This is a genomic window from Methylobacterium sp. D53M (genome assembly GCF_053345625.1).
Map to the genome: position 1 here is coordinate 12,816 of NZ_JBKFAL010000011.1, position 12,620 is coordinate 25,435.

General features: G+C 73.0%; 8 protein-coding genes. 2 read left to right on the top strand and 6 right to left on the bottom strand.

Going from position 1 to position 12,620, the window contains the following annotated elements:
* Positions 1-105: 105 nt before the first annotated feature.
* From ACLBYG_RS16600 to ACLBYG_RS16620, 5 genes are all read right to left on the bottom strand, one after another.
* Positions 106-3,345 (bottom strand): PAS domain-containing protein, encoded by a 3,240-nt coding sequence (locus ACLBYG_RS16600; RefSeq protein WP_447682119.1) that lies wholly within the window; start codon positions 3,343-3,345, stop codon positions 106-108.
* Positions 3,346-3,542: 197 nt separating this feature from the next.
* Positions 3,543-5,270: a response regulator gene (locus tag ACLBYG_RS16605; RefSeq protein WP_447682120.1), complete on the bottom strand. Its 1,728-nt coding sequence runs from the start codon at positions 5,268-5,270 to the stop codon at positions 3,543-3,545.
* Positions 5,267-5,728, bottom strand: coding sequence for a response regulator (locus tag ACLBYG_RS16610; RefSeq protein ID WP_020094074.1), 462 nt, complete (start codon positions 5,726-5,728; stop codon positions 5,267-5,269). The genes ACLBYG_RS16605 and ACLBYG_RS16610 overlap by 4 nt, the downstream gene beginning before the upstream one ends.
* Positions 5,728-7,983, bottom strand: a complete 2,256-nt coding sequence (locus ACLBYG_RS16615; RefSeq protein ID WP_447682121.1) for an ATP-binding protein — start codon at positions 7,981-7,983, stop codon at positions 5,728-5,730. Before ACLBYG_RS16615 ends, ACLBYG_RS16610 begins: the two co-directional genes overlap by 1 nt.
* A 305-nt stretch (positions 7,984-8,288) precedes the next feature.
* A complete protein-coding gene (locus ACLBYG_RS16620; RefSeq protein ID WP_020094072.1) occupies positions 8,289-8,867 on the bottom strand; it encodes a peroxidase-related enzyme in 579 nt (192 codons plus the stop codon).
* A 486-nt stretch (positions 8,868-9,353) separates the two neighbouring features.
* Here ACLBYG_RS16620 and ACLBYG_RS16625 point away from each other — a divergent pair, with 486 nt between their 5' ends.
* Positions 9,354-10,424, top strand: a complete 1,071-nt coding sequence (locus tag ACLBYG_RS16625; RefSeq protein WP_447682122.1) for a DUF4424 domain-containing protein — start codon at positions 9,354-9,356, stop codon at positions 10,422-10,424.
* 76 nt (positions 10,425-10,500) lie between these two features.
* Entirely contained in the window at positions 10,501-11,337 is an 837-nt protein-coding gene (locus tag ACLBYG_RS16630) for a hypothetical protein (RefSeq protein WP_447682123.1), read from the top strand.
* A 31-nt stretch (positions 11,338-11,368) separates the two neighbouring features.
* Here the strand turns inward: ACLBYG_RS16630 and ACLBYG_RS16635 are convergent, their stop codons facing one another.
* Positions 11,369-12,358: a YiiG family protein gene (locus tag ACLBYG_RS16635; RefSeq protein WP_447682124.1), complete on the bottom strand. Its 990-nt coding sequence runs from the start codon at positions 12,356-12,358 to the stop codon at positions 11,369-11,371.
* Positions 12,359-12,620: the final 262 nt, after the last annotated feature.

Consider the following 12,620-nt stretch of genomic DNA (forward strand, 5'->3'; position numbering starts at 1 on the left):
GCGGAACCTCCCGCGGGAACATGGCGCCGGGACCGCCCGTCGCCGCCCGGCTGCGGCGTCAGGTCTCTGTCAGGTCTCCGCTGGTCCCGGCAGCGCCCCGCCGCGTCAGGGCTGCCCGCCCGGCTGCCCGCCCCTCGGCCGCCTCCGCCGCGCGCCGACGACCTTGCGCAGCACGCGCGAGACCTGGTCGGCGGAGTAGGGCTTGGGCAGCAGCTCGAACTCGCGGATCCCCTCCTGGACGAGGGCGTGGCTGTAGCCGGAGGCCAGAACCACCGGCAGGTGCGGCATCCGCTGCCGGAGGAGCCGGGCCAGCGCGATCCCGCCCATGCCGGGCATGACCACGTCGGAGAACACGGCGTCGAAGGCCGCGCCGTCGGCCCCGAGCTGATCCAGCGCCTCCTCGGCGTTGGTCGCCCAGGTCGTCGCGTAGCCGAGATCCTCCAGGATCTGCGTGGCGAAGCGGCCGACCTCGATGTTGTCCTCCACCACCAGAACCCGCTGCCCCGCGCCGCCGGGGTCGAGGGCGGCGGCCTCCGCGGCGGCGGCGCAGGACGCCTCGGGCTCGACCTGCGGCAGGTAGAGCGTGAAGGTGGCGCCGCGGCCGGGCGCGCTCTCGACCGCGACGTCGCCGCCGGACTGCTTGGCGAAGCCGAAGACCTGGGACAGGCCGAGTCCGGTGCCCTTGCCCACCTCCTTGGTGGTGAAGAACGGCTCGAACACCCGCGCCAGCACGTCCGGCGCGATGCCGGTGCCGGTGTCGACGAGGTCGATCGCCGCGAACGGGCCGGGCGCGCCGGCATGGCCGCGGATCGGCGGCAGCGCCGCGCCGCAGCGCAGGCGCAGGGTCAGCGTTCCGGCGCCGTCCATGGCGTCCCGGGCGTTCACCGCCATGTTGACCAGCGCGGTCTCGAACTGGCTGAGATCGACCCGGATGAAGCAGGGCCGCTCCGGCAGCTCGGTCACGACCGCGATGCGGGCGCCCGTGACCGTGTCGAGGAGGTCGGCCACACCGCGCAGCCGCGCGCCGACGTCGAGGATCTCGGGCTTCAGCGCCTGTCGCCGCGCGAAGGCGAGGAGCTGGCCGGTGAGCTTCGCCGCGCGGTCCACCGTCTCCGAGACGGCGTTGAGGTAGCGGGACCGGCGCTCCTCCGCCAGGTCCGGCCGGCGGAGGAAGTCGACCGACGAGCGGATGATCGTCAGGAGGTTGTTGAAGTCGTGGGCGACGCCGCCGGTGAGCTGGCCCACCGCCTCCAACTTCTGCGACTGCCGCAGCGCCTCCTCGGCGTGCCGGAGCGCCTCGGCCTGGGCCTTCTCGGCGGTGACGTCGCGGCCGTAGGCGTAGACCTGCGCGCCCTCGACGGAGGTGCGCCACGAGATCAGCCGCAGGGTGCCGTCCCTGTGCCGGTAGCGGTTCTCGAAATCGGTCAGGTCGCGCGCCGCGGCGGCCGCTTCGAGCGCCTCCTGGGTCGCGCCCGCATCCTCGGGCCAGATGAAGTCCAGGAAGCTGCGCCCCACCACCGCGGCGGGCTCGTGCCCCAGAATCGTCTGCCAGGCCGGATTGACCGCGCGGAAGATGCCGTCGGCCCCGACCACGGCCAGCAGGTCGCGCGAGTTGCGCCAGACCCGGTCGTGCTCGGCCGTGCGCTCGGCCACGCGCTGCTCCAGGGTCAGGTTGAAGCGCACGAGCTCGGCCATGAGCCGCTTCTGGTCGTCGATGTCGGTGCTGGTGCCGACCCAGCGGGTGACCGCGCCGTCGGCGCCCAGGACCGGCTGCGCCCGGGCCAGGAACCAGCGATACGCGCCGTCGGCGCGGCGCAGGCGGTACTCGGACTGGTAGTCGGCCCGCGACCGGACGGCCGCCCGCCATTCCTCGTCGACCCGGTCCTGATCGTCGGGATGAATGATCCCCCGCCAGCCCGCGCCGTCGAGGGTGCCGGGCTCCCGGCCCGCGTAGGCGTAGACGCGCGCGTTGAACCAGTTCGCCGCCCCGGCCGCGTCGGTCGCCCAGACGAAGTTCGGCAGCACCTGCGACAGGACCCGGAACTGCGCCTCGCTGGCGCGCAGGGCTTCCTCGGCCTGCTTGCGGGCGGTGATGTCGATCGCCGTGCCGATCACCCGCACGCAGCGCGCGCCCTCGAAGATCCCGCGCCCCTTGGCGGCGACCCAGCGCACGACGCCGTCCTCCTTGCCGACGGTGCGGTACTCCACGTCGTAGACGGCGCGCCGCGCGGGATCGAGGGCGGAGGCGTAGGCCGCGCTCGTGGCCGCCCGGTCCTCGGGATGCAGGCCGGCGTAGTAATCGGCCATCGTGACCGGCACGTCGGCCGAGATGCCGAACATCGCCTTGACCCGCGCGGGCCAGAACAGGGTGTCGGCGACGACGTCGACGTCCCAGAGGCCGATCTCGGCCGCCTCGGTCGCGAGCCGCAGGCGCCGCTCGCTCTCCCGCAGCTGCTCCTCGGTCCGGCGGCGCACCGTGTCGTCGAGATGCAGCCCGTCCCAGACCAGCGTGTCGCCGACGCGGCGGGGGGCCGAGATGATGCGCGTCCAGACGTGGGTGCCGTCCGGCCGGCGCATGGGCGCCGCGACGTCGAAATGCGCGAGGTCGCGGATCGCGGCGGCCTCCGCCTCGGCGACCGCGGCGCGGTATTCCGGCAGGATCAGGTCGTAGGCGACCGCCGGGTCGGCGAGCACGTCCCCGGCCGCCAGGCCGGTCATGCGCTCGAAGCCCTGCGACACGTAGAGGAAGCGCCGGTCGGCGCCGTCGGGGGCCATGGCGAGCTGGTAGACGTAGCCGCCCGGGAGGTGGTCGGCGAGGGCCCGGATCCGGGCCTCCGCCTCGCGCAGGCGCGCCTCGGCCTGGACGCGGCCGGTCGTCTCCGTGCAGGCGCAGTGCAGGCCGGCGACCCGGCCCGCCTCGTCGCGCACCGGCGCGTACGAGACGGTGAACCAGGTCGGCTCGTCGTAGCCGTGCCGGTTCATGGTCAGCGGCATGTTCTCGGACCACGTCGCCGCGCCGGCGAGCGCCCGGTCGATCAGGGGGCCGATCTCCGGCCAGATCTCCTTCCAGACGTCGCGGAAGCGCGCGCCGAGCGCCGCGGGATGCCTGTCGCCCAGGATCTCCGCGTAGGCGTCGTTGTAGAGGAAGACGAGGTCGGGCCCGAACGCCACGAACATCGGGAACCGCGATCCCAGGATCAGGCTCAGGGTCGCCCGCAGGCAGGGCGCCCAGCTGTCCGGCGGGCCGAGCGGCGAGCCGGACCAGTCGTGGGCGCGGATCCGGGCGCCCATCGCACCGCCCTCCGCGAGGAAGGCCGGGGGCGCGGTCCCGACGGTCTCAGGCATCGGACCAGGCGCGTGACTCGGACATGGGGCGAGGAACCGGCGGGACAGGACAGCGCCATCGGTGCCCCAGCGGGCGGGTTCGCGCAACCGCGTCGGCGCGCACGCGCCGCCCGGGACGCCGTGCGGGGCCCGCACGCCGTGTGGAGAACGCCCGGGAGAGCCCCAGGGACGCCAGCGGGACGCCAGCGCGACGTCCCTCAGGCGCTCCTGTCGCGGCCCGAGATCAGCCGGAGCTGCGCCGGCGGGCGCGCCGCCAGGGCGGCGGCGACCTTGCCCTCGAGTTCCCCGACGCGGAACGGCTTCAGCACGATCGCGTCGGCGCCGACGGCGCCGGCCTCGGTCAGGGCGGTGGTGTCGGCGAAGCCGGTGACGAACAGGACCGGCAGCGCCGGCCAGCGCTTCCGCACCTCCAGGGCCGTCTCGGCCCCGTTCATGCCCGGCATGGCGAAGTCCATCACGACGAGGTCGACGCCCGGATCCGCCTCCAGGGCGGCCAGGGCCTGGAGGCCCGAGGCCGCCTCGCGCACCGCGTAGCCGGCCTCGATCAGGCGGGTCGTCGTCACCTCGCGCACCTCGGCGTCGTCGTCGACCACGAGGAGCCGGGGGCCGCTCCCGGGCGGGTGCGTCCGCGCGGCCTCGGCCGCGGCCGGCAGGCGGGGCAAGGCGCCCTCGGGCTCGGCGGCCCGGGGCAGGTAGACCTTGATCGAGGTGCCCTCGCCCGCGACCGTGTCGATCCGGATGCCGCCGCCGGACTGCTTGACGAAGCCGTAGACCTGGGCGAGCCCGAGACCCGACCCCTTGCCGACCTCCTTGGTGGTGAAGAACGGCTCGAACACCCGGGCCAGCACGTCCGGCGTCATCCCGGTACCGGTGTCGCTCACCGCCACCATGACGTAGGCGCCGGGCGCCGGCTGCTCAGGCCGGGTCGGCGCCCCGGCGACGCTGACATTGGCGGTCTCGATGGCGAGCCGGCCGCCCACCGCCATCGCGTCGCGGGCGTTGATGGCGAGGTTCAGGATCACCAGCTCGATCTGGGTGGCGTCGACCAGGGCGGGCCACAGGTCGGGCTGGAGGGTCGTCTCGATCCGGACCGCGCCGCCGATCGAGCTCTGCAGCAAGTCGCGCATCGAGGCGACCGTCTGGTTGAGGCTGACCGGCGTCGGCTCCAGGCGCTGGCGCCGGGAGAAGGCGAGGAGCTGCGCGGTGAGCCGGGCGCCGCGCTCGGCGGCCCCGCGCATCATGGCGAGGCGGCGCTTCGAGCGCGCGTCGGAGACGGCCTTCTCCAGGAACTCGATGTTGCCGGCGATCACCGTCAGCAGGTTGTTGAAGTCGTGCGCGACGCCGCTCGTGAGCTGGCCGACCGCGTCCAGGCGCTGGGCGAGCCGCAGGGCGTCCTCCGCCCGCTCCCGCTCGACGATCTGGGCCTGGAGGGCCTCGTTGGCCGTGGCGAGCTCCCGGGTCCGCTCGGCGATGCGCACCTCCAGCGTCTCGTTGAGCGCCTGCAGGGCGGCCTCGGCCTCGCGCTTGTCGGCGCGGGCCCGCGCCTCGGCGAGCGCCCGGACGATCGTGCGCGGCATGCGGTCGAGGCGCTGCTTGACGACGTAGTCGGTGGCGCCGTTCTTCAGGGCCTCGACCGCGACGTCCTCGCCGAGCGTGCCCGAGCAGAAGATGAAGGGCGTGTCGGGGCACTGCGCCCGGGCGATGCCGAGGGCGCTCACGCCGTCGAAGGTCGGCAGGACGTAGTCCGCCAGGATCAGGTCGTGCCGGCCGGCGACCGCCGCGCGGGCGAAGGCGTCGCGGGTCATCACCCGCTCGATCGCGACCGGGTGCCCGAGGGTCTCCAGCTCGGCCTCGATCAGCTCGGCGTCGAGGTCGCTGTCCTCCAGGTGGAGGATGCGCAGCGGGCCCGCGGAAGGTCCGATCACGCGTTCGATGGCCAGCCTCCCCGGTACGGCGGCGGCTCGTTGAGGAGGGCCCAGAACACGCCGATCTCCTTGATCGCCGCGAAGAACTCCTCGAAGGCGACCGGCTTCACCACGAAGGCGTTCACCCCGAGATCGTAGGAGCGCACGAGGTCGGTCTCCTCGCGGGACGAGGTCAGCATCACCACCGGCACCTGGCGGGTGACCGGGTCGCCCTTGATCTTGGCGAGCACCTCCAGGCCGTCGACCTTCGGCAGCTTCAGGTCGAGCAGGACCACCGCGGGGTCCTGGGCCTGCCGCTTCTCGTGCGCGCCCCGCCGGTAGATGAAGTCGAGGGCCTCGGCGCCGTCGCGGCAGATGACGATCTCGTTGGCGAGCTGGCTCGATTCGAGGGCCGCCAGCGTCAGCTCGATGTCGTTCGGGTTGTCCTCGACCAGGAGGATGGGCTTCAGTCCCGCCATCAGTGGGCCTCCTCCCGGATGGGCAGGGTGAAGTAGAAGGTGGCGCCCGCGCCGAGCCTGCCCTCGGCCCAGGTCCGCCCGCCGTGGCGCTCGACGATGCGGCGGACATTGGCGAGGCCGATGCCCGTGCCCTCGAACTCCTCGACCCGGTGCAGCCGCTGGAAGACGCCGAACAGCTTGTCGACGTAGGCCATGTCGAACCCGGCGCCGTTGTCGCGCACGTAGTAGACCGCCTCGCCCTCCCGGGGCGGGAGGCTGCCCATCGCGATCACCGCGTCGGGGGTGCCGCGGGTGTACTTCACGGCGTTCGACAGCAGGTTCTCGATGACGAGCCGCAGCATCACCGGGTCGGCATAGGCGCGGCCCAGGGGCGCGATCTCCCAGCGGAGGGTCCGGTCGGGGGTGACGTCGCGCAGGACCTTCCGGCGGACCTCCTCGACCAGGGCGTTCATGTCGCCCCAGACCTTGTTGAGGGCGTGCCGGCCCATCTGCGAGAAGCTCAGGAGGCTGTCGACCAGGGTGCCGGCCGAGAAGGCCGCCTCGATGATCGTCTCCACGTAGTGCCGGCCCTTGTCGGACAGCTGGGCGCCCTCGCGGGTCTTGAGCAGGTTCGCGTAGCCGACGATGTGGCGGAACGGCGCGCGCAGGTCGTGGCTGACCGAGTACGAGAACGCCTCCAGCTCCTTGTTCGAGCGCTGCAGCTCCTCGCTCATGGCGGCGAGCTCCTCGGCCCGGCGGAGCACGATGCCGAGCACCGAGGCGCGCAGGTCCTCGGCGGCCTCCACCTCCGGGTCGGACCAGGGCAGGGAGCGGCCCTGCACGGTCTCCTTCCAGATCTCGAACGACTTGCGCGGGTGCAGCCGGTCCGGGCCGCCCTCCGGGTCGGGCCGGACGGCCTTCACGGGGTTGCCGCCCCACTTCACGGTCCGCACGACCTCGGGCCTGAACCAGAGGATGTAGCTCGCGTACTTCTTCGAGACCGAGATCGCCAGGAGGCCGCTCGCCCGGTCGGAGAAGGCGGCGGCGGCCGGGAACGCCTCCGACAGGGCCTCGGAGACGAAGACCTCCTCGGCATCCTCGCGCTCGGACAGCCACCGATAGAGGGCGCGGACCTCGCGCTCGGTCGGCGTCGCCCCGAGCAGCCGGCAGCGGTCCGCCGTGACCACCGCGGCGCCGGTCGCGTCCACCAGGGCCAGGACGTCGTCGGGGTGGTTGAGCAGGCCGTCGACGAAGCTGTCCTCCTCGGCCATGAACGCGAGGAGGCGCGCCTGCACGGCGCCCAGCGCCAGCCGCTTCTCGGACTGGGCGCCGCGCTCGCGGGCCGAGAGCTGCAGGGCGAAGATCTGGGTGAGCACGTCGCAGGCATTGCGCGCCTGGAGGGGCACGCGCCTGGGCGCGCGGTTGTGGCAGGAGATCAGGCCCCAGAGGGCGCCGTCGACGAGGATCGACACCGACATGGACGCCATCGTGCCCATGTTGCGCATGTACTCGACATGGACCGGCGAGACCGAGCGCAGCACCGACTGGCTGAGGTCCAGCGGCTTGCCGGAGGGCGTGGTGGCCGGCCGGATCGGCACGGGGACGTAGCCGGCATCCGGGATGATGCGCAACCGGTTCCGGCGGTAGAGCTCGCGCGCCTGGGCGGGGATGTCGGAGGCGGGGAAGCGCAGGTCGAGGTAGGAGGGCAGGACGCCGTTGCCGGCCTCCGCCAGCACCGTGCCGTGCCAGTCGCGGTCGAACCGGTAGACCAGGGCCCGGTCGAGGCCGGTGATCTGGCGGATGTCCTCGGCGACGAACTGGCAGAGATCCTCGACGGTGCGGGCGGTCTGCAGGCGCTCGACGAAGGCCCGCAGGCGCGGCGTGAGCACGTCGACGCCGATCTCGGCCGCGGCCGCGTCGATCTCCTCCAGCTCCAGCACGACGAGTTCGTCGACCCGGTGGGCCGCGACCTCGTAGGCCTGGCGCCCGCCGCCGGTCTCCAGCGTCACGGTCCGGAGATAGAGGGCGCCGTCCTGGGGCTCCGCCGCCTCCAGGTGGTGGCGGACGACGGCCGCGAGGTCGGGCAGGGCCGCGTCGAGGACGGTGCCGACGGAGGCCGCCGCGGGGGCGTTGGCGCTCGCCTGGACGATGGTGAGGGACCGGGCCTCGAGGCCGAGCAGGAACCCGTGCGGCTGGACGCTGCCGACGATGTGGATGGGCTCGCGATCGCACGCGGTCAGGTCGAGACGCTGGGCCGCGCCGCTTCGAAGGTTCAAGCCGGGATTCGCCCCCTCACCGGGTCGGCCACAAAATTTAACGCCTGTTAACAGCCGGACCGGGCGGCTCCTATAGGCTTAAAGCACTGGTAAGGACGGCGCGCCCCGTCCGCCCCCCGTCCCCGCGCGCGGTCGCCGCCGGGCTCAGAGGGCCGGAGCCGTTTCATCCGCTCCCCGCGCGCGACGCCAGGTCGCACGGCGGGGCTCCGGCGGTCCCGCGGGGGCGCCGAGCCTTCTGAAGGCGTGGTGGACGCCCGGAACCCGCTCCGGCGGTCCGGTAACCGGCAGCGAGGGACGCCGCGCCGTCAGCCGCGACCCAGCGCGTAGAATTCCGGGTTGGGCCGCATGTTGCTGACGTTCGCCAGCCGGTTCGACAGGCCGAAGAAGGCCGCGATGGCGGCGATGTCCCAGGCATCCGCGTCGTCGAAGCCGTGGGCCCTGAGCGCCGCGAACGCGGCCTCCCCGACCTGGTGCGCGGACTGGCTGACCAGCATGGCGAAGTCGAGCATCGCCTTCTGCCGGTCGGTGATGTCGGCCTTGCGGTAGTTGATCGCCACTTGGTCGGCGATCAGCGGGTCCTTGGCGCGGATCCGGAGGATCGCCCCGTGGGCGATCACGCAGTACTGGCACTGGTTGATGGCCGAGGTCGCCACCACGATCATCTCGCGCTCGGCCTTGGTCAGGTTGCCCGGCCTGTCCATGAGCGCGTCGTGGTAGGCGAAGAACGCCCGGAACTCGTCCGGACGGTGGGCGAGCACCAGGAACACGTTCGGGATGAAGCCGGACTTCTCCTGCACCGCCTCGATCCGCGCGCGGATGTCGTCCGGCAGCGTCTCCAGGCGGGGGATCGGGAAGCGGCCGATCGGGGCGTCTTCGGCTGGCACGGGGCGCTCCTCGCAGATCGTCGCGGATCGAGCCGGCGCCCGGGGCCGCCGGCCATCCCGGGCAGCCGATAGACCGAACGGTCGCGGCGGCGCAATCGCGCGCGGCCGCCGACGGCGGTGTCTTCTCACAGCCTCGACCTGACGCCTCGACCTGGCGCCTCGACCTGACATGGCCCTCTCGGTCGGCCTCAACTCTGCCCGAAAGCTTCCATTCGGTCCGTCCGAGATTCGGTGGTGCGCGTGCGGGCGCGCCGCGGGGAGGATGGTGTGCCGCGACCGATGACGCCTTCGCCGAAGCGCTCACCGCCCTGGGGCGGCGGATCGAGGCCCGTCTCCCACCGGGACCGACGGTTGCCGAGCCCGCTCCGCGACTGAGCCGGAGGCGTGACCGGATCGTCCGAAACCCGCCCGCCGATCGCTGACCGGCGACGCGCCGGTTCTCACCCCGCCCCGCACCGACGGATCCAACCCGCGAGCCCGACAGCCGTGCGAATCCCATCCACGACCCGCATCCCGCGCCTGACCCTGCTCCTGCCGGTGATCCTGTCGGCGGCCCTGTCGACGGCTCTGTCGTCGGCCCTGCCGCGTCCGGCCCGGGCCGACGACAGCGTCGCGACCCTCGCGACCGGCGGTCTGGTCCTGGAGAAGACGGACCGGATCGCCCTCGTCTCCGAGGACCTCTTCCTGTCCGAGAAGGCGGTGCGGATCGTCTACCGCTTCCGCAACCTGACCGACCGGGACGTCGAGACGACGATCGCGTTCCCGATGCCCGACATCTCCGGGGGTCCCGACGCGATGCTGAGCATCGCCGACCCGAAGCACGACAACTTCCTCCGCTTCACCACCGAGGTCGACGGCCGGCCGGTCGACTCGCAGGTCGAGCAGCGCGCCTTCGTCACGCCGGCCGGCAAGCCGGAGGTCGAGGTGACCGGGCGGCTGCGGAGCCTCGGCATCCCCCTCGTCCCGACGGTCGAGGCGACCGAGGCCGCGCTGGCCGCCCTCGGCGCGGATCAGCGCCGCGGCCTCGTGGCGGACGGCCTCCTGGAGCCCCAGGACATGGGCAAGGGCACGACGAGCCTGTTCCCGGTCTGGACCCTGCGGTCGAAGTTCTGGCGCCGGCAGGTCTTCCCGGCGGGCCGCGACGTCGTCGTCCGGCAGAGCTACGTCCCGGGCGTCGGCGGCCTCTCCAGCCTGTCGTTCGGGACCCCGACCGAGGGCGCCGACGAGAAGGCCGAGTACGCGCGGAAATACTGCACGGACGCGGCCTTCCTGAAGGCGGCCCAGGGGCTCGCGCGCAGGATCGAGGCTGCGGGCGGGCAGGGGGTGCAGGCCTTCGAGCAGTACCTGTCCTACGTGATCACCTCCGGCGGCAACTGGGCCGGACCGATCGGCACGTTCAAGCTGACCGTGGACAAGGGCGATCCGACGACGCTCGTGTCGTTCTGCGCCACCGGACTCCGCAAGACCGGCCCGACGACCTTCGAGAGCGTCGTGACGGATTACGTGCCCCGGCGCGACATCGACATCCTGATGCTCAAGACCACGACGGGCCGATGAGCGGCGGCGCGCCATCCTGCCCGGATCCGGAAGGCCCGACGGCCGATCGCGTCCAGACCGCCACAGGAGGATATCCGTGCGTAGCCAAGCCCGTCCGGCGCGCCTGAGCCCGCGATCGATCCCCCGATCGATCCTCCGAACAGGCCTCGTCGGCGCAGTCTGTGCGCTCGGCACCGTCGGCGCCCGGGCGGCGTCGGATTGCGCCGGGATCCGGGACAGGGTCGAGACGCTGATCTGTGCCGACCCCGCCCTAACGCGGCTGGACGAGGAACTCAGGCGCCTGTTCGACCGGATCGTGGGCGAGACGCGCGGGGTCGACGGCGAGACCGGCCAGGCGATCGACACCTTCGGCGAGGACCACGCGCGCTGGCGCGCGCGGGTCCGCGATGCCTGCCCGGACACGGCCTGCCTGACGCGGGCCTACACCGCGCGGATCGCGCAGGTCCGGCGCGACTGGAGCCGGGCGCTGCCGGACACGCCGGCGCTGCGCCACGTGGTCAACGCCCGTTTCGGCTTCTCCGTCGACGTGCCCGCCGACCTCGTCGCGGAGCCGCCGCCGGACAACGGCGACGGGCAGGCCTTCCGCTCGGCCGACGGCCACCTGCACCTGACGGTGTCGGGCCTGAACGACGTGCTCGACCAGGATCTCGACGCCGTCGTGGCCGCGGACCGGAAGACCTGCCTGCGGCAGCCGCCGGAATACGCGGCGCGCAAGCCCGGCTGGATCGTGCTCTCCTGCACGACGGCGGCCGGGATTCTGTATCGGAAGACCCTGCTGGCGGGCGGCCGCGGCGGCGCCTTCGTCACCCTGCGCGTCCGCTACCCCGCGGCCGAGCAGGCGCGCTGGCAGGCGGCCGTCACCGCGGCCGCGACCTCGCTGCGGCTGACGGAACCGGGCCGGAGCGCCCGCTGACGGGGGCCCGGACACCCCAGGACGCCCCCGGTCAGCGCGAGAAGGTCGTGGCCGTCTGCGCGGTCGACACCATCATGTTGTAGTCGTTCACGATCCAGGTCACGTCGCGCCCGGCGCCGCGCCGGGCGTCGCCCCTGGCCTTGGCGAGCTTGTCGTCGAACTCGCGCAGCTTGCCCAGGAGCGCGCGGGGCCGGCTCTCGAACACGTGGAAGGAGTTCGGGTTGGCGGCGCTGTACCCGTCCATGTCCTTCACGGCGACGGCGTAGCGCCCGAGCGCGGCGTCGAAGGCCGCCATGTCGACGACCGGCTTGGCGTCGGTGGGCAGCAGGTCCATGACCTTGCGGCAGGCGGTCATCACGTTCGCGACGTGCCAGCGCGCCTTGCGGCCCTCCCGCGCCTCGATGGCGGCGAGTTCCAGCGCGTCGCTCTTCTCCTTCTCGACCCGCAGCGCGGCGTCGACCTTGGCGCGCGCCGCCAGGAAGGCCGGCCCCGCGACGGCGAGCTTGGCGTGGAGCGCCTTGCCCTGCTCCATCTTGTCCGCGCGGTAATCCTGCCGCTCGTAGTAGCCCTCCGCCTCGGTGACCGTCGGGGCGAGCGCCTGATAGGCGGCGATGTAGGTCTTCACGGCGCCGTCGAGGTCCGGCATCGCGGGCGGCTGCGCCGTCGCGGCCTCCGCCTTCGCGATCTCGCCGCGCACGTCGTAGAGCCCGTAGAGGCCGTAGATGATCCGCTCGCGGCCGGTCGGACCGGTCTTCATGTTGACCCAGCTCTGATAGCGGCCGAGCGATTCCTGCGCCCGCAGGGTCCGGTTGAGGAGCCCGACATAGGCGTTGAGCTTGCGGATCGTCTCCTGAGCCGGATCGCTCTCGGGCTTGGTCGCCGGCCCCGCCGGTGCCGGGGCAGGGGCCTGCGCGGGGGCCTGCGCGGGGGCCTGCGCGGGGGCCTGCGCACGGGCCGGGGCGGCGGCGAGCAGCGCCGTCAGCATCAACCAAGTCGTCGTTCTCAGGCTCGTCGCTCTCATGGGCGCTGGGGATCCTCCAGATGGTTCTGCCCCTGTAGCCGGCGTTCCGCGCGAAGACCAGACGCGGGATCGGGTCGATCGCGCCCAATAAATCTCTCGGGATCGACAGCGGCGCGTCTATCGGGGCGTTCGACGATCACATCCCCGATCATCGTCGCGGGGACGATGATCTCGCGGGGCGTCGGAGCGCGAGGCCGGGAAGTCCATCGCGGGTGCCCGGAGCGTCTTCCCGGGCCTGCGGCGCGATCCGCCTCGTCCCGCG